Here is a 22,163-nt window from a genome sequence, read left to right on the forward strand (position 1 = left end):
CCTATACCTTCATCAAGATCGGCGTCGAGACGATCCCGCCGGTGACGCTGATTGCGGCGCGGACGCTGATTGCCGGAAGCTTGCTCCTCGTTCTGGTGAAGGCACGCGGCCTATCGCTGCCGCGGGATCGTGCGAGCTGGGGCCGGTTTATCTTCCAGGCCTTCCTGAACAGCGTTTTTCCATTCACGTTGATCGCCTGGGCGGAGCAGACGACCGATGCCGGGCTTGCGACCATCCTCAATTCGACTTCGCCTATCTTCACCTTCCTCCTAACGATCCTCATCACCCGTCATGAGGCGGTGAGCGGCCGCAAGCTGCTCGGGGTTTTCGCCGGGCTGCTCGGCGTGTGCCTGATCGTCGGCTTCGAAGCGTTGGCGGGGCTCGGGCATCAGGCCTTGGCGCAGATCGCCATCGTCGCGGCGACCATCTCCTATGCGGGTGCTGCGATTTTCGGAAGGAATTTCGGGGGTATGGACCCAATGATTCCGGCCGCGGGGTCGATGGTGTGCGGTGCGATCCTGCTCATACCCGTCAGCCTGATCGTCGATCGTCCATGGACATTGACGCCCGCCGGCAGCTCGCTCGTTGCGCTGCTTGGTCTGTCGGTCTTTTCGACAGCGCTCGCCTTCGTCATCTATTTCCGCCTCCTCCAGACGCTCGGCTCGGTCGGTACGACGGCGCAGGCCTATATGCGCGTGCCGATCGGTGTCGCCATCGGCGTGCTGTTTCTGGGAGAGAGACTGATGCCCATGGCCTGGCTTGGCCTGGTCTGTGTTCTCGCAGGCGTCATTGCCATGACACGTGGCCAGATCGCACGAAGATTGTTGCTGCAGGTCGCTAGCACGGAAGCAGCGTAATTCGCGGGGGAACTGGTCCAGATCGTGAGTGCTCGAGGACCTGGCGGGTGGTGGCTTGTCTAGCAAGCGACGACCGGAATTTCAGGCGATGCCCGCAGGCTGAGAAGGTCCGCCTGTCCTTCGCTGATGACTATGTCTTCCTCGTGCGCCATGATGCCGCCGGCGAACATGGCCGAGGGCTCGATCGTCAGGACCATGCCCGGCGCCAGGACCGTTTCGTCTCCCGGCGCATTGGAAGGGTGCTCGGTGATGAGCTTTCCAAGGCCATGGCCAAAGCGGCCGACATTGCCGACCTCGAAACCGTGGGCGACGAGGACCTTCGCCTGAGTGTGGAACACGTCGGCCGCCGTCCGGCCCGGCCGTGCCGCCGCGATGCCGGCCTCGGTGGCATGCCAGAGTGCGGCATAGACCCGCGCAACGTCGGCGGAGGGCGGGCCGAACGAGAAATTCCGGTCGAAATCGCAGAAGTATCCGGCGCATTTCGAGCCGGTATCGAGGATCAGGATGTCGCCCTTACGGACTTTCCGATCCGTCGGTGGCATGATGATGCTCTGGTAGCCGCCCTGTCCGGATGCGATCGCGACATAGGGCACTTCGTCCGCTCCCTTGGTAAGAAGGTTTGCGCCAAAGCGACGGTAGATGTCCTTCTCGCTATCGCCTTCGCGCACCGTCGTGGGAATATCCGCGAAGGCGCGCCCGGCGATGGCGCAGATATGGCGGATGCGGTCTACCTCGGCGGTGGACTTGATCGACCGAAGCCCGGCCATGAGCATGGTGCAGTCTTCGATTTCGAGGGCCAGCGAGGTGCGCGCCCGCAGCAGGTCGGAGACCGGCATGCCGAGACGTGATTCCGGCCCGATCTCGAAGCCGACTTTGCCAAAGCGGCGAGAAAGGCCGTTCAGGCACTCGGTGATGAGCCCGATGCCCTCGTCCGCGGGACGAGGCGAGGGCCAGGTCATGATGTTCTGGCACCACGAGGTGCTGCGCCAGTTCGAATCGCCGATCTCCGGAATGATTGCCACGGCCTCGCCGGTGCGGGGAACGACGAAATACCACGGACGCGAGGGTGTGACCCAGGCAAACTGGGTCTCGAAACCCGAGAGATATTCGACATTTGCTGCGGAGGTGAGCACGATCGCATCGAGCCCTTTCTCGGTCATCGCGTCTCGTGCACGCTCGATCCGGGCTGAAAATTCCTCCCGAGTGAAGGGCGAGAGGGCAGGGTTAGCAGTCGATTGCTGTTTCATGCGTTCATGCCTCCGCTCAAAACCGACGACAGGAAGCTGCGGGTGCGCGGTTGTTGCGGGTCCGTGAATATCCGGTCGGGGCTACCCTGCTCGACGATCCGGCCGCCGTCGAAGAAGCAGACGCGGTCCGAAATCTCGCGCGCGAAACGCATTTCGTGCGTGACGAGCAACATGGTCAAGTCGTGCTCGTGGGCGAGCGAGCGGATGACGCCGAGCACCTCGCCCACGAGTTCCGGATCAAGCGCGCTCGTCGGCTCGTCGAAAAGCAGGACCTTCGGGCGCATGGCGAGCGCCCGCGCGATGGCGACGCGCTGCTGCTGGCCGCCGGAGAGCTGGCCGGGAAAGGCCCGCGCTTTCGCTTCCATCCCCACCATCTTGAGGAGATCGAGCGCGCGCGCCTCGGCTTCGTCGCGGGATAGGCCAAGCACCGACATCGGCGCCTCGACCACATTGCGCAACACGGTCATGTGGGGAAACAGGTTGAAGCTCTGGAACACCATGCCGACGCTGCCGCGCACCTTGCGCAAGTGCTTTTCCGAGGCGAAGAACGGTCCCTTCCCGTTTGGCTCGTGATAGCCCAGCCCGTTGAGGGTCACGGTGCCCTCCTGAAACGGTTCCAGCGTCATCAGGATGCGCAGCACCGTCGATTTGCCCGAGCCGCTGGGGCCGATGAGCGTCACCTTCTCGCCGGCGCGCACGGTGAGGTCGAAATCGTCGAGAACCTGGTGATGCCCGTAACGCTTGGCCACTTTCTCGAATGTGATGTAGTCGCTCATGTCAGTGCTATCCCTCTCTTGGGAACGATCCGCTCGACGCCGCGCAGGAGAGCGGAGCAGACGGAGGTGAGGACGAGGAAGATCGCACCGACGACGGAGAGCGGCACGAGATATTCGAAGGTCCGGTCGCCAATGCGGTTGGCGAGGTTGAGCATCTCGACCACCGTTATCGTCGACAGGATCGGCGTGTCCTTCATCATCGAGACGAGATAGTTGCCGATGGCCGGCGTGATCCGCGGGACGATCTGGGGGATGACGATGGCCATGTAGACGCGGCCGCGCGCGATGTTCAGCGCCTTGGCAGCCTCCCACTGTCCCTTCGGGATGGCTTCGAGGCCGGCCCGATAAACCTCGCTCATATAGGCGGCATATTGCAGCCCGAGCGCGATGCAGCCGGTCCAGAAGGCCGGCAGCATGAGGCCGTATTCCGGCAGCACGAAATACAGGAAGAAGAGTTGCATCAGGAGCGGCGTATTCCTCAGGAATTCGATGACCGCGACCGTCGGCCAGGACACGAGCTTGTAGGTAGAGCGCCGCAGCAGCGCGAAGGCGAGCCCGGCGAAGAAGGCGATCACGAAACCGACGAGCATGGAGAGCACAGTGGTTCGGAGGCCAATCAGCAGGATCGGCAGGATGGAGAGGGCAAAGCGTCCCGGCGAGCTTGTATCGATCTCGTAGCCGTAGATCATGCATGCCTCCCGGTGGTTTGCCCGATGCGGCGTTCGACGAGGCGAAGTGCTGCGATCACCATGAGCGCCATGGTGAGATAGATGAGGAGCGAGGCGCCGTAGACCGAGACGGAGTCCTGGGTGAGGTTGCGCAACTCCTGCGCCTTGAAGGTGAGATCGGCGATGGTGATCATCGAGACTAGCGACGTATCCTTGAGGTTCTGCACCGCAAGGCTGGAGAAGGACGGCATCATCTCCGGCACGGCCTGCGGCAGGACAATCCGCCAGAGGGTGTGGGCGTGGGAGAAGTTGAGCGCGCGGGCCGCTTCATGTTGTTGGCCCGGAACCGCCTGCAGGGCACCGCGCACGACCTCGGCGCCATAGGCCCCGGTGTTCAAGCCGAGGGCCAGGATGCCCGTCAGCATCGGCGGCATCGAGAAGCCGACCAGGGGCAGGGCGTAGTAGAGCCAGAAGAGCTGCACCAGAAGCGAGGTGCCGCGGAAGATCTCGACATAGGCGACCGCGACCGGCCGCAGCCATGGAGACCCGGCGAAGAGTGTTATCCCCGCTGCGAATGACAGGATGACGGCGACTGCAAGGGACAGAAGGCAGACCAACGCACTCGTCGCCGCTGCCTCCGCCAGGATGGGAAGGTAGTCGAGGATGTTCATCGTTCAAGGGCCTTGTTCGGGAGGAGGGGAGCGCATGTCCGGCGCTCCCCAGCGAGGCCTACTTGCCGGCGCAGAGATCGGCCGTCTTCTTGGCGACGGACGCAGCGATGCTCGCTCCGCTGACGCCATAGGTCGTCAGGATCTTCTTGTATTCGTCCGTGGTCTTGACTTCGGAGAGGACCTTGTTGAACTCGGCCACGAAGTCTTCCGAACCCTGCGCAAAGGCGAAACCGCCGAAGCTGCGCATTGCCTTGCCCTTAACGACGGGATCGGAGAACGGATTGGCCAGTTCGAGGCCGGAACCCTCCTTCACCAAGCTGGTCACAGTTGCTTCGGTCGCCGCATAGGCGTCGGCGCGATTGCTGGAGACGGTCGCGGGCGCGTCGGCATTGTTGGCGATGACGATGAGTTGATCCTCCGCGACGCCGACCCCTTCGGCGAAGGTCATATGGCTCGTACCGTTAACGACGGCAAGCTTGAGGTCAGGGTTCTTGGCGACGTCCTCGTAGGAATGGATGTTCTTCGGGTTGCCGGCCGGAACCAGCAGGCCGTCGCCATAGCTCGAATTGGGCTCGGAAAACAGCACCTGCTCGCAGCGGGCCGGCAGGATGTCCTGTTCGGCTGCGACGATGTCGAAGCGATTGGCTTTCAGGCCCGGAATGAGTGAACCGAAGGGCGTCACCACCCATTGGACCTCGCCAAGGCCCATCTTCGTCAGCACGGCCTCGGCGACCTCAGGTGCGATGCCTTTCGCCTTGCCGTCGGTGTCCATGTAGCCGTAGGGCACTTCGTTTGCGGTGGCAGCGCGGACATAGCCCTGCGCCTTGATCTGCTCGAGGGTCGCGGCCTGCGCGATGCCCGAAAGAAGGAGGGAGGCGATTGCTCCCTTGGTGGCAAGCCGTCCCATCGTATCGAAATTGAGTTGCATGGTCGTTCCCCTTGTTTGCAACGTGGCTGCGACCGGCTGTTATGCTCCAGGATTATGATTGGCGTAGTCGCTGAACCCGCTGGAGCCGGGATGAATGTGTGTAATAAGAGAATTTCCGGTCGTATATTTCCATTTTTTCTCATGCTTGCTATGACTATGAGTAATGACAAAGCCTCTTGATTTCCCCGTTGCGCTGAATGCCTTCACCTCCTTCGAGGCGGCGGGGCGGCATTCCAATTTTACGCTTGCCGCGCGCGAACTCGGCGTTACCCAGGCGGCGGTGAGCCGGCAGATCAAGGCGCTGGAGACCGAACTGAAGACCCGTCTGTTCGAGCGTGGAAACCGCGCCGTCCGCCTCACGGATGAAGGGCGGAAACTCTTCGACGCGGTGACGGCAGGCTTGAAGACGATCGGCGAGGCGGTCGAGGACATTTCGCGTGCGGGCAAGGCGGCGGAACTGACGATCACCACGACGGTCGCCATGGCCTCGCTCTGGACCATGCCCTACATCGCCAGCTTTCGCGCGGAGCATCCCGAGATCAGCATCAAGCTTGTCGCCAGCGATGCGGTGCTGGATCTGACCGAGGAGCGGGTCGATGTCGCCATCCGCTACGGAAACGGCGACTGGCCGCATCTGGATTCGACCTTCCTGTTCGGTGTGAGGTTCTTCCCCGTGTGCAGCCCGTCCTATCTCTCGACCTTCCCGGTTGCCTCGACGGAAGACCTTAAATCCGCCCGCCTCCTCCATCTCGATGGCCCGGCTGCATCCTATTCGGAGTGGGAGTGGTGGTTCGCATCGAACGGCGTCGAACTGGGACGGCTCGATCCCGAGCTCAGCTTCAACAACTATCCGCTCCTCGTGCAGGCGGCGCTGTCGGGACAGGGGGTTATCCTCGCCTGGGGCAATGTCATCGACGACCTGATCGCCTCCGGTGGGCTGGTGCCGATGATTTCCGGTTATACGCCTGCCAATCAGTCCTACTATCTCGTCACCAATCGCAGGAGGGCGGTCCGCGAAGAGGCCAGGATCTTCAAGAAATGGCTGCTCGCCAAAACCGCGCACCTGCGCTGAACGCTAGATGTTCAGTGACATGCCCGTCTTGACCTCGCCCATGGAGACCATGGTGCGGAATTTCTTGACGTTGGCGCCCTCGAAGAACATGCGGCGGGTGAAATCCTCATAAGCGGACATGCTGGCGACGATGACCACCAGGATGAAATCCGCCTCGCCTGTCACATAATGGCATTGCTGGACTTCCGGTGCGTCGCGGAACCGCTGCTTGGCGGCATCGATCGCGTCAGGTGTTTCGCTGACCAGCTCGACCTGGACGATGATCGTCAGCGTCAGGCCGACGGCCTCAGGTTTGATCTGCGCGACCTGCGCCCGGATGACGCCGTCCGCCTCCATGCGCCGGATACGGCGCTGGACCGATGGGGCGGAGAGATTAACCGCCTCGCCGATCTCACGCTGCGGCGTCTGGTTGTTCTTCTGAAGGATGCGCAGGATGGCGAGATCGAAGCTGTCGAGGGGTGTCATGGTGAGCTTACCGGTGAGAGATGAAACATACTTGCACGAAAGGCCCGAAAATACAGCCGAACTTTCATGTGCTTTGCACTAGATTTGCGCAACTGCTAATCTGGAGCGCTACCGCAATGATCAATCCCTATCTGCCCAACACGCTTGCGACACACGGCCAGTCCCTTACCGCGCAAGACGCCGAGACACTTTCTTCAGAGGCCGCGGACCGCGTCGTAAAGGTCCTAGCGCTCCGCGACAACAGTGGGGCGACACCCCTGCGCGCGCTGCCGGGACTCGCCGGCGAGCTGGGGCTGAGGTCGCTCCACATCAAGGATGAAGGATTCCGGCTGGGGCTCGGCAGCTTCAAGGCGCTCGGCGGCGCCTATGCCCTGATGATCCTGGTGCAGGAAGAGGCGAGCCGCCGTCTCAATCGCGCCGTTGCCGTTGAGGAGCTGTTATCCGAAGAGGTGCGCTCGGTCGCCGAAAGCATGACCTTCGCCTGCGCCACCGACGGCAACCACGGTCGCTCCGTGGCACAGGGCGCGCAGTTGATGGGCGCGCGCGCCGTCATCTTCGTTCATGCCGGCGTCAGCGAGGGTCGGATCGAGGCGATCGCGCGGTTCGGTGCCGAGATGGTGCGTGTGGCGGGGAACTATGACGATTCCGTCGCGGAGGCGGCGCGCGTGTCGGCCGAGCGCGGGTGGACAGTTCTTTCCGACACATCCTGGCCCGGCTACGAGCATATCCCCGGTCTTGTCGGACAAGGTTACACCGCTATGGTTCGAGAAATCCTCGCCGAACTGCCGGAGCCGCCGACCCATGTCTTCCTTCAGGCCGGCGTCGGCGGTTTTGCGGCTGCGGTCGCAGGCCATCTGGCGATGGTCTTGGGCGACCGGCGGCCGCATGTCACGGTCGTCGACCCCGCCCGCGCCGCCTGCCTTTACGAGAGCGCCCGGCAGGGCAAGCTCGTGAAGGTCGACGAATCGCAGTCGACGATCATGGCCATGCTCGAGTGCTACGAGCCGTCACTGGTCGCCTTCCGCATTCTCGAGCGCATCGCCGATGGCTTCATGACGGTCGACGAGGATGTCGCCGTTGAGGTCATGCGCCGGCTCGCCAATCCCTTGCCCGGCGATCCGGCAATCGTCGCCGGCGAAAGCGGCGGCGCCGGCCTCGCCGGCCTCCTGACCGTTCTGGAAGATACGGCGCTTGCCGCGACACTCGGTATCGGACCGGCCGCCCGGGTTCTGGTCATCAACACCGAAGGCGCGACGGATACGGCGCTCTATGAGCAGATTGTCGGCCAGTCCCCGCAGGCGGTGCTGAAGGAGAACGCGGCATGACCGCCGCGGTCGAGGCGATCGAATTGGATGAAATCACCCAACGCATGGTCGCGCTTCGCCATGACCTGCATCGCCACCCTGAACTGGGGTTTCAGGAGCACCGCACCAAGGCCACGGTCGCCGTGTTTCTGCGCAATCTCGGGATCGAGGTTCACGAGGGCGCCGGGGTGGTCGGCGTGCTGAAAGCAGGGAAAGGAGGCCGGGTCATCGGCCTTCGTGCCGACATGGACGCGCTTCCGATCCGCGAAACCAGCATCCATGGCTATGTCTCGGCAAATCCCGGCGTCATGCACGCCTGCGGCCATGACGGCCACACCACCATGTTGCTGGCGGCGGCCGAGATTCTTGCCCGGTCGCGCGATTTCGACGGCACGGTCGTTTTCGTCTTCCAGCCGAACGAGGAACACGGCCTCGGTGCCCGGGCGATGATCGACGAGGGCGTGCTGTCGCGGTTTTCGATCGAGGAGGTCTACGGCATTCATAATCTTCCCGGCGCGCCGCTTGGCCAGTTGTCTACCCGCGTCGGCCAGATCTGCGCCAGCGAAACGCTGTTCGAAATCGAGATTAGAGGCCAGGGCGGCCATGCCTCGATGCCGCATGTCGGTGTCGATACCATTACGGTCGGCTCGGAAATGGTGCTCGCCCTGCAAACGATCGTGGCGCGAAAGCTGCCGCCCGGCGCCGGCGTCGTCGTTTCGGTGACGGAGTTCCTGACCGACGGGCAGCGGAACGTGCTCCCCGGCCATGCGACGTTGAAAGGGGACATGCGGGCCCGTACGCCAGAGGACCGGCAGGCCGCGATCGGCTTCATGCAGCAGATTGTCGATGGCGTCGCTGCCACCCACAAGGTCTCGGCGTCCTTGACATGCACGACCGAGTTCATCGAGGCGATCAATGCGCCGGGGCCGGTAGAGGCCGTCATCCGCACCGGCAGGGCGGTGGGACTGGATGTCATCCCGGATCGGGCGCCGATGAGTTTTTCGGAGGATTTCGCCCATTTTTCGGCTGCTGTGCCCGGTTGTTTTCTCCTCCTCGGAAACGGGGAGGCAGGTGCGCATGGCAGGCCGCTTCATGCCTCCGACTACGACTTCAACGACGATCTCGTGTCCATTGGTGCGCGGTTCTGGGTGGCGCTTGTCCGCGACCGTCTTGGTGTCGATAAAAGTGAGCCCGCATAGGGAGAGGCGAGTCCGCCATAGCGCTTGTTCAACGCGTTTCGTCCGCGCGCGTCACCGTTGACGGTGAGGTCGCCGGGGATGAAGGTAAACGTCTGTGTGACAATTTTTCCGAAAATGTATTCGCCCACGGTGTTGCTGTTGCGAACCGTATCGTCGGTGCGGACCTACGGGTTGAACTGGCGAATGACGGTCCCGTGACGATATGGCTGGACACGGCATCCGGTTGGGAGCAATGGGGTCGACAGTTCGAACCCCCGCAACCAAACAAAAAGCCCCCGTCGCAGAAATGCACGGGGGCTTTCGCGTTGATGGACCTTCAAACCCAGGTCAGACCCGAATGTCCCCCGCTATGCCTCAAACGCCTTGTCTATGCGCCTCGGCCGAAGCGCCTTGAGCGATTGGCTTGGCGGACACGAGTAGACGTTCAAAGCCCCGATATCCTGAAACGCCGTCGCGCCTGATTCGACAGCTAACCCGATCCGGATCCGGACAGCTGGTCTCATCGTGAGACCGGCCTCTCGACCAAGATTGCGCGCTGCGCGGTGGGCGCTGCCGGGCCGGTGTGCCGCACGGACATTGGAAAACCAAAACTTTAACCGGCGCGCCCAAGCTGACCAAAATGACCGCCGCTTTCGTCATCGAGCTCTTCACCCCGCCGAATATGCCCCCTACTTCACGGCACCAGAATATAAATCGGATTAAACAGACGGAATCTATGAGGTTTATACGATCTGGACCGAGCCAATGAAGTAAGCGGATAGCGCCCCGGCCCCTGGCGGGCCGGCTCTCGCTTGTCCCGTCAGATGGACAGAAGACGGCGCGTTAGTGGATGTTGCGCATCGGCCAGGCCGTCGATGACGTTGAAATGGTGTCTGTCCGGCTCGACGACGTCAGCCGTGGTTGCGCCGAGGCCCGTCCAGATATTGGCGAGCAGCGCGTTCTGCCGCAGGAACTCCGAACGCTCGTTGCCGCCCACCCAGCAGGTGATGCGGGCGTTTCGCATGGGTCGCAGCAGGGCGGGGCTTTCCGCCAGCGCCTCCGTCTCGTCGATGGCAAGCTTCACGTTCATGGCGGTCGAGAGCATCGGGCGCAGGTCGTGCACGCCGGATATGGAAACGACGTTGCGGATGCGCTGCTGGATCTCGGACGCGAGTGGTGCCGTCGCCGTCGCCATACGGCTGACGAGATGGCCACCGGCCGAATGCCCGGTCAGCATAAGCGGTCCGTCGACATGGCGGGCCGCCTCCGTCACCGCCGCGGCAATCTCCTTCACGATCTCCGCGATGCGCACCTCCGGGCAGAGCGTATAGGACGGCATGGCGACGGCATAACCGCTCGCGACGCTGCCGGCGGCGAGATGCGACCAGAAACTCTTGTCGAACTGAAGCCAGAAGCCGCCATGCACGAAGACGACAAGCCCCTTCGGTGCGCCCTCCGGCAGGAAAAGATCGAGCCGGTTGCGCGGCCGCTCGCCATAGGCGAGGTCGAGTTTCGCGCGGCCGACAGCGGACAGCGTATTGCGGAAGGTTTCGGCGGGCTCCACCCAAGCGGCCGGCCAGCGATCGCCACGTGCGATATTCGCGCCATTGGAATAGGCGTCGTCCCAGTCCGATATTCGATGTTCCAGCATTGCCGCAGTCCTCCATCGTAGTGCCAGCGGTGTAGAAATTGCGCGGATGCACGACAAAGGCAATGCCATTGACGTGAGAAACTTTAGGCTTGAAATAATTTTTGACCGGTGCCATGCTGCCTCATGTTCAGCGCGGAAGTGGAGGTCTTCGCTGTGCCCATCACACCAGATGATTTTTTCCGCGCAACGACACGGTCCGGCGAGGTTTTGCCCGACTGTGCGGCTCCGCGCGGCGCGTTGACCGGCCGGTTTTGACCATGCGGACCGGCGCGAACAGGGGGGATAGCCGTTACATGCTTGGACCGACCGCTCACGTCGATACGTTTACCCGCGACAACCTGCCGCCGCCGGAGGAATGGCCGGATTTCCTGCTCGACGGGTTCGACTATCCCGACCGCATCAACGCTGCCGTTGAGCTGACGGACGCGGTGGTCGCCAAGGGGTTCGGCGACCGTACGGCGCTCATCGGCAACGGCCGGCGGCGCACCTACAAGGAACTCTCCGACTGGACGAACCGGCTGGCGCATGCGCTGGTCGAGAATTACGGCGTGCAGCCCGGCAACCGCGTCCTCATCCGCTCGGCCAACAATCCCGCCATGGTCGCCTGCTGGCTTGCCGCCACCAAGGCCGGCGCCGTCGTCGTCAACACGATGCCGATGCTGCGCGCCGGCGAACTCACCAAGATCGTCGACAAGGCGGAGATCAGCCTCGCGCTCTGCGACACGCGCCTGATGGACGAGATGATCGCCTGCGCCAAGGACAGCCGCACCCTCAAGCAGGTCATCGGTTTCGACGGCACCGCCAATCACGACGCCGAACTCGACCGGGCCGCCCTCGACAAATCCGTGATCTTCGAGGCCGTGCACACCGGCCGGGATGACGTGGCGCTGCTCGGCTTCACCTCGGGCACGACGGGCGTCCCCAAGGCCACCATGCATTTCCACCGCGACCTGCTGATGATTGCCGACGGCTATGCCAAGGACGTGCTCGGCGTGACGCCGGAGGACGTCTTCGTCGGCTCGCCGCCGCTCGCCTTCACCTTCGGCCTCGGCGGCCTTGCCATCTTCCCGCTGCGTTTCGGCGCGGCCGCGACGCTGCTCGAACAGGCGACGCCGCCGCAGATGGTCGAGATCATCGAGACCTACAAGGCAACGATCTCGTTCACAGCGCCCACCGCCTATCGCGCCATGCTGAAGGCGATGGATGCCGGTGCCGACCTCTCATCGCTGCGCGTCGCCATTTCCGCCGGCGAGACCTTGCCCGGTCCGGTGTTCGAGGAGTGGACGCAAAAGACCGGCAAGCCGATCCTCGACGGCATCGGCGCCACGGAAATGCTGCACATCTTCATTTCCAACCGCTTCGAGGACCGCAAGCCGGCCTCCACGGGCAAACCGGTCGGCGGTTATGAGGCGCGCATCGTCGATGAGAATATGCGCGAAGTGCCGCGCGGCACCGTCGGGAGACTGGCCGTGCGTGGTCCGACCGGCTGCCGCTACATGGCCGATCCCCGCCAGCGTGACTATGTGCGCGACGGCTGGAACCTCACCGGCGACGCCTTCCTTCAGGACGAAGACGGCTTCTTCCACTTCGCTGCCCGTTCCGACGATATGATCGTCAGCGCCGGCTACAATATCGCCGGCCCCGAAGTGGAGGCCGCTCTCATAGCGCATGCTGATGTCGCCGAATGCGCGGTGATCGGCGCCCCCGATGGCGAGCGCGGCCAGATCGTCGAGGCTCATGTCGTGCTGATGGCGGGCGTGCTGCCGGACGAAATGACGGTGAAACGCCTGCAGGATCATGTCAAAGCGCTGATTGCCCCCTATAAGTATCCACGGTCGGTCAAATTTCTGGAGGCTCTGCCGAAGACGGCGACCGGAAAGATCCAGCGTTTTCGGCTGCGGGAGCATTGAATGAGCAAGCCCTACGATCCCTCGAAGGGAGGCGCGCAGATGTCGTTCGAAGGGCGCATGTCCTACAGCGACTATCTGATGCTGGAAAAGGTGCTGACCGCGCAGGAGCCGCTTTCGACGGCGCATGACGAGATGCTGTTCATCATCCAGCACCAGACCTCCGAGCTCTGGATGAAGCTGGCGCTGCACGAGATCAGCTCGGCCATCCGCGCGGTGCGCGAGGACCGGCTGGAGCCGGCCTTCAAGATGCTGACGCGGGTCGCGCGCATCTTCGAGCAGCTAAACAGCGCCTGGGACGTGCTGCGCACGATGACGCCGAGCGAATATACCGAATTCCGCGAGAGCCTCGGTCAGTCCTCCGGCTTTCAATCGTGGCAGTACCGGGCCATTGAATTTCTCGCCGGTAACCGCAACCTCGCCATGCTGCGTCCGCATGCCCATCGCCCCGACCTGATGGAGAAGCTGGAGGCGATCCTGGCTGCGCCCTCGCTTTACGACGAGGCGATCCGGCTTCTCGCCCGCAACGGCTTCGACATCGGCGAGGAAGCCGCGCGCCGGGACTGGCGCGAGACGCGCGCCGAAAACGACAAGGTCTTTGCCGCCTGGCAGACCGTCTACCGCAACCCTGAGCGCCACTGGATGCTCTACGAATTCGCCGAAAAGCTCGTCGATTTCGAGGATTATTTCCGCCGCTGGCGCTTCAACCATGTCACGACCGTCGAGCGCATCATCGGCTTCAAGCGCGGCACCGGCGGCACGTCGGGGGCATCCTATCTCAAGAAGATGCTGGAAGTGGAACTCTTCCCCGAGCTATGGCATGTTCGCACAGACCTTTGATAGAAAACGATAAAAACCTGGTTATATGAGGAAAACAGCATGAAGCGCATTCTGACGGCAAGCCTTTTCGGCCTTTCGCTCGCAACATCCGGCCTTGCCTATGCCGAGCCGGTGAAGATCGGCGTCATCACCACGCTTTCCGGCGGCGGCGCGGGGCTGGGCATTGACATGCGCGACGCCTTCCAGCTCGCCATCAAGCAGTCGGGTAACACGGATATCGAGCTTGTCGTGGAGGACGACGCGCAGAAGCCGGAACTGGCCGTGCAGATCGCCGAAAAGATGATCCAGGGCGACAAGGTCGACCTGATGACCGGCATCATCTGGTCGAACCTCGCCATGGCCGTCGTGCCGAACACGGTGGCGCAGGATATTATTTATCTCTCGCCGAATGCCGGCCCCTCGGCGCTGGCCGGTGCGAACTGCAATGCGAACTATTTCAACGTCGCCTACCAGAACGACAATTTCCATGAAGGCATGGGCGAATACGCCAACAAGGACTACAAGAACACCTTCATCCTGGCGCCCAACTACCCCGCCGGCAAGGACGCGCTGACCGGCTTCAAGCGCTACTACAAGGGCGCGCTGTCGGGCGAGGTCTATACCCAGGTCGGCCAGACGGATTATGCCGCCGAGATCGCGCAAATCCGCGCGTCGGGTGCCGATTCCGTCTATTTCTTCCTGCCCGGTGGCATGGGCATCGCCTTCATGAAACAATATGCCCAGTCGGGCGTCGGCATCCCGGTCATGGGCCCGGCCTTCTCCTTCGACCAAGACGTTCTGCCGGCCGTGGGTGACGCAGCGCTTGGCGTGAAGAACTCCGCCAGCTGGTCGCCGGATCTCGACAACGAGGCGAGCAAGGCCTTCGTCCAGGCCTTCAAGGCCGAATACAACCGCCTGCCGTCGGTCTATGCCGCGCAGAGCTGGGATACGGCAAACCTCATCCTCTCGGCGCTATCGAAGGCGAGCGTCAAGGACAAGGACGCCTTCCGCGCGGCGCTGAAGGCGGCGGACTTCAAGTCTGTGCGCGGTGACTTCACCTTCAACAACAACCAGCACCCGATCCAGAACATCTATGTGCGCGAGGTGGTGAAGGACGGCGACGTGCTCACCAACAAGATCGTCGCGACCGCCTTCGAAAAGCACAAGGACGCCTACGCCGAACAGTGCGGCCTCTAAGGTTTTCGCTGCTTGACCTCCGGGCGTTGGCTTGCCGCGCCCGGACCATGTCCCACGCGCTCCCGACCCTGGACCCGACGCCGTGTTCACCGCACTCCTGATCGAACAACTGCTCAACGGGCTTCAGCTCGGCGTGATGCTGTTTCTGATGGCCGCCGGCCTGACGCTGATCTTCGGCGTCATGGGCCTGATCAATCTCGCCCACGGCTCGCTCTACATGATCGGCGCCTTCGCCTGCGCGGTCGTCGCCTCCGCTACCGGTTCCTTCTGGCTCGGCCTCATCGCCAGCCTTGCCGCCGCGGCCGGCGTCGGCGCGCTGATCGAGGTGGCCGTCATCCGGCGGCTCTATGACCGCGATCATCTCGACCAGGTGCTTGCCACCTTCGCGCTGATCCTGATCCTGTCCGAGGGTGCGCGCTGGCTGTTCGGCTCTTTCCCGCTCTATCTCGATATTCCGAAACTCTTGCAGGGCGCGGTGCCGCTGCCGGGCGGCGGGCAATACCAGCTCTACCGCCTCGCCATCATCGCCGTCGGCATCGTCGTCGCCGTCGGCCTCTATCTGCTGATCGCCAGGACACGGCTCGGCATGCGCATCCGCGCCGGCGAATCCGACCGCGAGATGATCGCCGCCCTAGGCGTCGATATCAGCACGCTCTATACGGTGGTCTTCGCGCTCGGCGCCGCATTGGCCGGCCTTGCCGGCGCGCTGGTCGGCGCGCTGCAATCCGTGCAGGTCGGCATGGGCGAACCGGTGCTCATCCTCGCCTTCGTCGTCATCGTCATCGGTGGCATTGGCTCCATCAAGGGCGCATTGGTCGGCGCCGTCATCGTCGGTGTGGTCGATACGATGGGACGTTTCCTGCTGCCGTCGCTGCTGGCGCTCACCATGCCTGCCGCGCAGGCCACCACCATCGGTGCGGCACTCGCCTCCATGCTGATCTATGTCGTCATGGCCCTCATCCTTGCCTTCAGGCCGAGCGGCCTGTTCGCCGCGCAGTCGTGAGGGGCCGATGACCCGCGAAACTGCTATCAATCTGCTGCTCGCAGCCCTGCTTCTCGCCCTGCCGCTGATTGCCGCCGGCATGGGGGAACCCTTCTATGTGACGCTGGCGACCCGCGTGGTGGTGCTGGCGCTCGCCGCCGTCGGCCTCAATCTGGCGCTCGGTCTCGGCGGCCTCCTGTCCTTTGGCCACGCCGCCTTCTTCGGCCTCGGCGGCTATGCCGCCGGCATCCTGGCGACCCATGCCTTCAACGCCGAACCGCTGTTTGCCGGTATTCCCGGCACGACGTCCATGCCGCTGATCTGGTTCGTCGCCATCGCGGTGGCCGGCCTCGTGGCGCTACCGATCGGCGCGATCAGCCTGCGCACCACGGGCGTCTATTTCATCATGATCACGCTCGCCTTCGCGCAGATGATCTACTATTTCGCCATTTCCTGGCCGGCCTATGGCGGCGAGGACGGCCTGTCGATCTATCTGCGAAACGCCTTTCCCGGCCTCAACACCGCACAGCCGCTGCCCTATTTCCTGATCTGTTTCGCCGTGCTGATGGCCGCCCTTCTCGTCTTCCGCCTCATCGAAGGCTCGCGCTTCGGCAGCGCTTTGCAGGCGGCGCGGCAGAACGGCGTTCGCCTTGCCGCCGTCGGCATCCCGCCGTTCAAGATCCGGCTCGTCGCCTTCGTGCTGTCGGCGATGATCACCGGTCTTGCCGGCGCGCTCTATGCCGATCTCAACCGCTTCGTCGGCCCGTCCATGCTGTCCTGGCACATGTCGGGCGAGCTGATGGTGCTGATCATTCTTGGCGGCAGGGGCCGGTTGTTCGGGCCGGTCGCCGGCGCGATGATCTTCGTCTGCCTCGAATATGTGCTCGGCGGCATCACCGAGCGCTGGCAGTTCTTCCTCGGCCTCATCCTGCTCGGCATCGTGCTGTTCGCGCGCGGCGGGTTCCTGGGCCTCCTTTCGGGAAAGCCGCGCCATGTCTGAGCCGATCCTTGAAATCCGCGATCTCCAAAAGTCCTTCAACGCGCTGAAGGCGACGGACGGCGTCAGCCTCGATCTCCATCCCGGCCAGATCCACGCGCTGATCGGCCCGAACGGTGCCGGCAAGAGCACGCTGATCCACCAGATCGCCGGCTCGTTGAAGGCCGACAGCGGCACGATCCGCTTCCTCGGCCAGGATATCGGCGGCCTGGACATGGCGGCGCGTGCACGGCTCGGCCTTGCCCGCAGCTTCCAGATTTCTTCGCTCGCCCAGGAATTTTCCGCCCTGCGCAATGTCATGCTGGCGGTGCAGGCAAAGGCGGGCAGCAGCTTCCGCTTCTTCCGGCAGGTGACGCGCGACAGGAGCCTGATCGATCCCGCCATGGCTATGCTGGAGCGCGTCGGTCTCGCCCACCGCGCGAATGTGCCGGCGGCAGAACTGTCGCACGGCGAACGCCGCCAGCTCGAGATCGCCATCGCGCTAGCGCTTCAGCCAAAAGCCTTCCTGTTCGACGAGCCGATGGCCGGCATGGGGCCGGAGGGTTCCAAGCAACTGACCGCCTTCCTCGACGGCCTGCGCCACGAGGCGCCGATGCTCTTGGTGGAGCATGACATGGATGCCGTCTTCGCGCTGGCCGACCGCATCTCCGTGCTGGTCTATGGCCGCATCATCACGACCGGCACGGTCGATGAAATTCGCCGCGACCCGGAAGTGCGCCGCGCCTATCTGGGAGAAGCCGCGTGACCCTGCTTTCCCTCAAAGGCCTCGAAACCTTCTACGGCGCCTCGCAGGCGCTGTTCGGTGTCGATCTCGACATCCGCCAGGGCGAGGTCGTTGCGCTGATGGGCCGCAACGGCATGGGCAAGACGACGACGATCAATTCGATCATCGGCCTCGTGCGCCCGCGCGCCGGCGCGATCAGCTTCGGCGGCAAGGCGATCTTCGGCATGCGGCCATATCGCATCGCGAGGCTCGGCCTCGGCCTCGTGCCGGAGGGGCGACGCTGTTTTCCCAATCTGACCGTGATGGAAAACCTCGTCGCGACCGCCCGCGGCAGCGAATGGACCTTCGAAAAAGTGGTCGATCTCTTTCCCCGCCTCGGCGAGCGGCGCGATCAATATGCCCGCACGCTCTCGGGCGGCGAACAGCAGATGCTCGCCATCGGCCGCGCGCTGATGACCAATCCGCGCCTCATCATTCTCGACGAGGCGACCGAAGGCCTTGCCCCGGTCATTCGGCAGGATATCTGGTTGGCGATCCGTAGGCTGAAAGCGGCCGGGCAATCGATTCTCGTTGTCGACAAGACGCTGTCGGAACTGCTGCCGGTGGCCGACCGCTGCTTCGTGCTGGAAAAGGGCAGGACGGTTTTCGAGGGAGCCCCGGCAGCGCTGACGCCGAACTTGCAGGACCGCTATCTCGGCGTCTGAGTTTCAGGCGGCCGGGATGCCGCCAGCAAGCACCGTGGAATAAGCTTCCGCATCGATATTGCCGCCGGAGATAACGCAGACCACATTGCCGGTGAGATCGGGCCGCGCGATGGCCGCGGCAAGCGACGCCGCGCCCGCACCTTCTGCCACGACCTTGGCCTTTTTGAACAGCAGCCGCATCGCCCCCGTGACCTCGGCGGGGCTGACGGTGATGGCGCCGTCGATCAGCTCTTTTGCAATCGGCCAGAGCTGCGGCACCAGCGACGGGCCGCCGATGCTCTTGATGAAGGAGGGTCGGGTCTCGATCGTCACGATCTCTCCGGCCGCAAGTGCTGCGGTGACGGGGGCGGCGCTGTCGTCCTCTACGGCAAAGACCCGTGCTTGTGCCGACACCGCCTTGACGGCGCTGGCGACACCCGTGGTCATGCTGCCGCCGCCATAGGGCGTCAGCACCACGTCGACATCGGGCAGGTCCTCGACGATCTCCATGCCGATGGAGCCGTTGCCATCGAGCACCGCCTGATCGGTCACCGGGTTGATCAGCAGCTCCGGCGCCTCCGGCCGGTCCGCGCCGACGATAAAGTCCCACCAGGTTTGTGCGCTGATGAAGCGAACCTCCCCGCCCAGCGCCCGCACCCCCTCGATCTTGGTCTGCGGCGCCCCACGATACATGTAGGCGACCATCGGCACGCCGGCGAGCCGCGCTGCCCAGGCCATGCCATAGGCCATGTTGCCGGAACTGGTGACGGCGACGCCGTTGCGAAGACTTGCGGGGTCGCGCGACAGCACGGCGTTGAGGGCAGGGCGCAGCTTGAAGGCACCGATCGGCGAGAGAGTTTCGAGCTTCAGGAAAATCTGCCGGTCCGGCAGGCCGAGGTCGAGCTTGACGAGCGGCGTGCGGGCGAGGTGAGGGGCGATGCGGGCCCGCGCGTGCGCGATGGCGTCGAGGCTGGGGCGGTGTGGTGCGGTCATGGCAATATCCCCGGATGACGAGCCGCGGGCGGTCATGCCGCTCGCGGCCGAAAAATCAGGTCACGGCGGCGCGCACGGCGAAGCGCGCATCCTTCCAGGCGCCGGTCGCCAGGATATCCTCGAGGATTTCGACCGCCTTCCACACATCGGCATAGCTGACATAGAGCGGCGTGAAGCCGAAGCGCATGGTGGACGGCGCGCGGAAATCGCCGATGACGCCGCGCGCAATCAGCGCCTGCATGATCTCATAGGCGTGCGGATGGCTGAACGAGACCTGGCTGCCGCGCTTGGCGCGGTCGCGCGGGCTTTCGAGCTCCAAGCCATGCGCCGCGCATTTTGCCTCGACAAGCGCGATGAAGAGGTCGGTCAGGCCGAGGCTCTTGTCGCGCAGCGCCGCCATGTCGACCTCTTCCCAGATGTCGAGCGCACCCTTGAGCGCCCGCATGGAGAGGATCGGCTGGGTGCCGCAGAGGAAGCGGAGCATGCCCTTGCCAGCCGCATAGCTCTTCTCGAAGGCGAAGGGCCGGGCGTGGCCCCACCAGCCGCTGAGCGGCTGGCTGACATTGCCGTGGTGGCGCGTCGCGGCATAGATGAAAGCCGGCGCGCCGGGGCCGCCGTTGAGATATTTGTAGGTGCAGCCGACGGCGAAATCGACATTGGCGCCGTCGAGATCGACGGGCAGGGCGCCGGCCGTGTGGCAGAGATCCCAGATGATCAGCGCGCCGTGTGCGTGCGCCTTCTTCGTCAGCGCCGCCATGTCGCGCAGCTCGCCGGATTTGTAGTTGACGTGGTTGACGAGCACCACGGCAACGCTGTCGTCGATGAGGTCCTCGATGGTGTCGGCATCGACGCCCTCGAGGCGCAGCGTTCCACCGGGCCGGGTCGAGAGGACGCCTTCGGCGATATAGAGGTCCGTCGGGAAACTTGCGCCTTCGCTGACGATGACCGAGCGGTCGGGCCGAAGCGCCATGGCCGCATGCAATGCCTTGTAGATGTTGATCGACGTCGTGTCGCAAACGGCGGTCTGGCCGGCGGCGGCCCCGATCAGCCGGCCGACGCGGTCGCCGAGGGTGAGCGGCATGTCGAACCAGCCGGCAGTGTTCCAGCTGCGGATGAGGTCCTGGCCCCATTCCTGCGTCGCGGCCTGCTGCAACTCGGCGAAGGCGGCCTTGGAGGCGACGCCGAGCGAATTGCCGTCGAGATAGATCAGACCGTCCGGCAGGATGAAGCGGTCGCGGAAGGAGCGCAGAGCATCGGCTGCATCCATGGCCTCGACGGCGGAGAAGTCGGGAATGGCAGTCATCGGTAATTCCTATTCACGAACGGTTTCGCGGGCGGGTGCCGGCCCGCGGCTGCGCTTGAGGCTCGGCAGCGCCAGCATGGCGAGCACGAAGAGGCCCGTCGCCAGCTTCAGGTCCGGCGGCGGCATGCCGGCGGCAAGGCAGAAGGAGACAAGCTGGTAATAGACGATGGCGCCGACAAAGGGGGCGGCGAGCTGGCGCAGCACACTCTGCTTGCCGACGATCGCCTCGCCGATCATCAGGGCGGCCAGCCCGTTGATCAGGATGCCGAGACCCATATTGACGTCGGCGAAACCCTGCGACTGCACCATCAACGCACCGCCGGCGGCCGAAAACGCGCCGGCAAGGCCGACGCCGCCGATGGTGGCGAGCCAGACATTGATGCCCTGCGCCTCGGCCATGTCAGGATTGGCGCCGACGGCGCGTACGGCCGTGCCCTTTTCCGTGCGGAAGTAATGCAGGAGCAGCGCAAAGACGATAAGGCCGAAGGCGCCGGCTATCACGATCTTGCTGGCCGGGAAGCCGGGTTGCAGGCCCGGCACCCAGTCGAACACCGTAGCCGAGCCGAACACCGAAAGGTTCGAACGTCCCATGATGCGCAGGTTGATCGAATAGAGCATCGTCATCATCAGGATGCCCGCCAGCAGCGTATGGATGCGGAAACGCAGGTGGATGAACGCGGTGCAGCAACCGGCGACGAAGCCGGCGAGAAGCGCGATCAGGATCGCCGGCAGCGGCGACATGCCCGCCGCCATCAGCACGCCGCAGACGCAGCCGCCGAGCGGAAAGGCGCCTTCGCTCGTCAGGTCCGGAAAGCTCAGCATGCGGAAGGGGATCATGATGCCGAGCACGACGAAGGCGAGGATGAGGCTCTGCGCCAGCGTGACGGGAACGAGCGAGATGAAGCTCGCGATTGTGTTTTGCAGGAAATCCATGGGTCTCAGCTCGCCAGAAACATGCGGTCGGTCTTGACGGAGAAATGTCCGATCAGGTCGGGGACCGTGATCGACGTCTTCTCGGCGCCGGCGATTTCGAGCCGCACGCGGCCGGCATCGAGCATGATGACCCGGTGGCCGAAATCCACGGCGTGCTGCATGTTGTGCGTCACCATCAGCGTGGTGAGCTTCAGAGCTTCCACGGCGCGGATCGTCGCCTGCATGACGATGTCGGCGGTGCGCGGATCGAGTGCGGCGGTGTGCTCGTCGAGCAAAAGCAGTTCCGGCGATCCGCCGACCGCCATGATCAGCGACAGCGATTGCCGCTGGCCGCCGGAGAGCAGTTCCACGCGGGTGTCGAGCCGGTTTTCCAGCCCGAGGCCGAGCAGCGACAGCCGCTCCCTGTAGGCGGCGAGCCGCGCGGGGTTGAGGCCGCGGCGCAGCGTGCGCTTGTTGGCGCGCAGCTCCGCGAGTAGCATGTTTTCGGCCACCGTCATCGAGGCGGCGGTGCCCTTCATCGGATCCTGGAAAACGCGGGCAAGCCGCATGGCGCGCTTGTGCACGGGCATACCCGTGACATCGTCGCCGTTGATGACGATCCTGCCGCTGTCGAGTACCAGCGCGCCCGAGATGGCGTTGAGCATGCTGCTCTTGCCTGCGCCGTTCGAGCCGATGACGACACCGAATTCGCCCGTTTCAAGCCGCAGGTTGAGATCGTTGAGGGCGGTCTTTTCGTCCGCCTGTCCCTTGTAGAACACTTTTCGCGCCGACTGGATTTCCAGCATGGGCTTCCCCTTTTTATGGGGTG

General features: G+C 63.9%; 22 protein-coding genes and 1 pseudogene. 12 read left to right on the forward strand and 11 right to left on the reverse strand.

Annotated elements, in window-relative coordinates; translation table 11 throughout:
- On the forward strand, positions 1-857 hold an 857-nt coding region (locus ACOZKU_RS26025; protein WP_421581339.1), incomplete at its 5' end, for a DMT family transporter.
- Positions 858-916: 59 nt separating this feature from the next.
- On the opposite strand, the gene ACOZKU_RS26030 is transcribed toward ACOZKU_RS26025, so the two are convergent.
- Genes ACOZKU_RS26030 through ehuB form a run of 5 tightly spaced genes read right to left on the reverse strand, consistent with a single transcriptional unit; the run spans position 917 to position 5,147 of the window.
- Entirely contained in the window at positions 917-2,104 is a 1,188-nt protein-coding gene (locus ACOZKU_RS26030) for a M24 family metallopeptidase (RefSeq protein WP_421581340.1), read from the reverse strand.
- Positions 2,101-2,880 (reverse strand): ectoine/hydroxyectoine ABC transporter ATP-binding protein EhuA, encoded by a 780-nt coding sequence (gene ehuA / locus ACOZKU_RS26035; protein ID WP_421581341.1) that lies wholly within the window; start codon positions 2,878-2,880, stop codon positions 2,101-2,103. The genes ACOZKU_RS26030 and ehuA overlap by 4 nt, the downstream gene beginning before the upstream one ends.
- Positions 2,877-3,569: an ectoine/hydroxyectoine ABC transporter permease subunit EhuD gene (ehuD, locus tag ACOZKU_RS26040; RefSeq protein ID WP_421581342.1), complete on the reverse strand. Its 693-nt coding sequence runs from the start codon at positions 3,567-3,569 to the stop codon at positions 2,877-2,879. The genes ehuA and ehuD overlap by 4 nt, the downstream gene beginning before the upstream one ends.
- Positions 3,566-4,219: an ectoine/hydroxyectoine ABC transporter permease subunit EhuC gene (ehuC, locus tag ACOZKU_RS26045; RefSeq protein ID WP_421581343.1), complete on the reverse strand. Its 654-nt coding sequence runs from the start codon at positions 4,217-4,219 to the stop codon at positions 3,566-3,568. The genes ehuD and ehuC overlap by 4 nt, the downstream gene beginning before the upstream one ends.
- Positions 4,220-4,277: 58 nt before the next feature.
- Complete coding sequence (gene ehuB / locus ACOZKU_RS26050; RefSeq protein WP_421581344.1) at positions 4,278-5,147, reverse strand: ectoine/hydroxyectoine ABC transporter substrate-binding protein EhuB; 870 nt, start codon at positions 5,145-5,147, stop codon at positions 4,278-4,280.
- A gap of 163 nt (positions 5,148-5,310) precedes the next feature.
- Here ehuB and ACOZKU_RS26055 point away from each other — a divergent pair, with 163 nt between their 5' ends.
- Positions 5,311-6,219, forward strand: a complete 909-nt coding sequence (locus ACOZKU_RS26055) for a LysR substrate-binding domain-containing protein (RefSeq protein ID WP_421581345.1) — start codon at positions 5,311-5,313, stop codon at positions 6,217-6,219.
- 3 nt (positions 6,220-6,222) lie between these two features.
- Here ACOZKU_RS26055 and ACOZKU_RS26060 read toward each other — a convergent pair whose 3' ends face one another.
- Complete coding sequence (locus tag ACOZKU_RS26060) at positions 6,223-6,684, reverse strand: Lrp/AsnC family transcriptional regulator (RefSeq protein WP_421581346.1); 462 nt, start codon at positions 6,682-6,684, stop codon at positions 6,223-6,225.
- Between the two features lie 116 nt (positions 6,685-6,800).
- Between ACOZKU_RS26060 and ACOZKU_RS26065 the strand changes: the two genes are divergently transcribed.
- From ACOZKU_RS26065 to ACOZKU_RS26075, 3 genes and pseudogenes are all read left to right on the forward strand, one after another.
- Positions 6,801-8,009, forward strand: a complete 1,209-nt coding sequence (locus ACOZKU_RS26065) for a diaminopropionate ammonia-lyase (RefSeq protein ID WP_421581347.1) — start codon at positions 6,801-6,803, stop codon at positions 8,007-8,009.
- Positions 8,006-9,187, forward strand: coding sequence for an amidohydrolase (locus ACOZKU_RS26070; protein WP_421581348.1), 1,182 nt, complete (start codon positions 8,006-8,008; stop codon positions 9,185-9,187). Before ACOZKU_RS26065 ends, ACOZKU_RS26070 begins: the two co-directional genes overlap by 4 nt.
- A gap of 532 nt (positions 9,188-9,719) precedes the next feature.
- Positions 9,720-9,830, forward strand: a pseudogene (locus ACOZKU_RS26075) (IS630 family transposase); the annotation flags it as partial.
- 156 nt (positions 9,831-9,986) lie between these two features.
- On the opposite strand, the gene ACOZKU_RS26080 reads toward ACOZKU_RS26075, so the two are convergent.
- Complete coding sequence (locus ACOZKU_RS26080; protein ID WP_421581349.1) at positions 9,987-10,817, reverse strand: alpha/beta hydrolase; 831 nt, start codon at positions 10,815-10,817, stop codon at positions 9,987-9,989.
- 293 nt (positions 10,818-11,110) lie between these two features.
- Between ACOZKU_RS26080 and ACOZKU_RS26085 the strand changes: the two genes are divergently transcribed.
- From ACOZKU_RS26085 to ACOZKU_RS26115, 7 genes are all read left to right on the forward strand, one after another.
- Positions 11,111-12,727 carry an AMP-binding protein gene (locus ACOZKU_RS26085; protein ID WP_421581358.1) on the forward strand — a complete coding sequence of 539 codons (1,617 nt, stop codon included), beginning with the start codon at positions 11,111-11,113 and terminating at the stop codon, positions 12,725-12,727.
- Complete coding sequence (kynA, locus tag ACOZKU_RS26090; RefSeq protein ID WP_421581350.1) at positions 12,728-13,564, forward strand: tryptophan 2,3-dioxygenase; 837 nt, start codon at positions 12,728-12,730, stop codon at positions 13,562-13,564.
- A 39-nt stretch (positions 13,565-13,603) separates the two neighbouring features.
- Positions 13,604-14,740, forward strand: a complete 1,137-nt coding sequence (locus ACOZKU_RS26095; RefSeq protein ID WP_421581351.1) for an ABC transporter substrate-binding protein — start codon at positions 13,604-13,606, stop codon at positions 14,738-14,740.
- 82 nt (positions 14,741-14,822) lie between these two features.
- Positions 14,823-15,743: a branched-chain amino acid ABC transporter permease gene (locus tag ACOZKU_RS26100; RefSeq protein WP_314093256.1), complete on the forward strand. Its 921-nt coding sequence runs from the start codon at positions 14,823-14,825 to the stop codon at positions 15,741-15,743.
- Between the two features lie 7 nt (positions 15,744-15,750).
- Positions 15,751-16,722 (forward strand): branched-chain amino acid ABC transporter permease, encoded by a 972-nt coding sequence (locus ACOZKU_RS26105; RefSeq protein WP_421581352.1) that lies wholly within the window; start codon positions 15,751-15,753, stop codon positions 16,720-16,722.
- Entirely contained in the window at positions 16,715-17,464 is a 750-nt protein-coding gene (locus ACOZKU_RS26110) for an ABC transporter ATP-binding protein (protein ID WP_421581353.1), read from the forward strand. The genes ACOZKU_RS26105 and ACOZKU_RS26110 overlap by 8 nt, the downstream gene beginning before the upstream one ends.
- Positions 17,461-18,147 carry an ABC transporter ATP-binding protein gene (locus ACOZKU_RS26115; protein WP_421581354.1) on the forward strand — a complete coding sequence of 229 codons (687 nt, stop codon included), beginning with the start codon at positions 17,461-17,463 and terminating at the stop codon, positions 18,145-18,147. Before ACOZKU_RS26110 ends, ACOZKU_RS26115 begins: the two co-directional genes overlap by 4 nt.
- 3 nt (positions 18,148-18,150) lie before the next feature.
- Here ACOZKU_RS26115 and ACOZKU_RS26120 read toward each other — a convergent pair whose 3' ends face one another.
- From ACOZKU_RS26120 to ACOZKU_RS26135, 4 genes are read right to left on the reverse strand one after another with little or no spacing between them, the layout of a single operon-like run.
- Positions 18,151-19,119: a pyridoxal-phosphate dependent enzyme gene (locus ACOZKU_RS26120; protein ID WP_421581355.1), complete on the reverse strand. Its 969-nt coding sequence runs from the start codon at positions 19,117-19,119 to the stop codon at positions 18,151-18,153.
- Positions 19,120-19,174: 55 nt separating this feature from the next.
- Positions 19,175-20,422 (reverse strand): kynureninase, encoded by a 1,248-nt coding sequence (gene kynU, locus ACOZKU_RS26125; RefSeq protein ID WP_421581356.1) that lies wholly within the window; start codon positions 20,420-20,422, stop codon positions 19,175-19,177.
- Positions 20,423-20,431: 9 nt separating this feature from the next.
- Positions 20,432-21,355 (reverse strand): ABC transporter permease, encoded by a 924-nt coding sequence (locus ACOZKU_RS26130; protein WP_421581357.1) that lies wholly within the window; start codon positions 21,353-21,355, stop codon positions 20,432-20,434.
- A gap of 5 nt (positions 21,356-21,360) precedes the next feature.
- Complete coding sequence (locus ACOZKU_RS26135) at positions 21,361-22,140, reverse strand: ABC transporter ATP-binding protein (protein WP_421581359.1); 780 nt, start codon at positions 22,138-22,140, stop codon at positions 21,361-21,363.
- Between the last annotated feature and the right edge of the window lie 23 nt (positions 22,141-22,163).

Origin of the sequence: Shinella sp. M31, from assembly GCF_049199205.1 — a bacterium.
Taxonomy (GTDB): domain Bacteria; phylum Pseudomonadota; class Alphaproteobacteria; order Rhizobiales; family Rhizobiaceae; genus Shinella.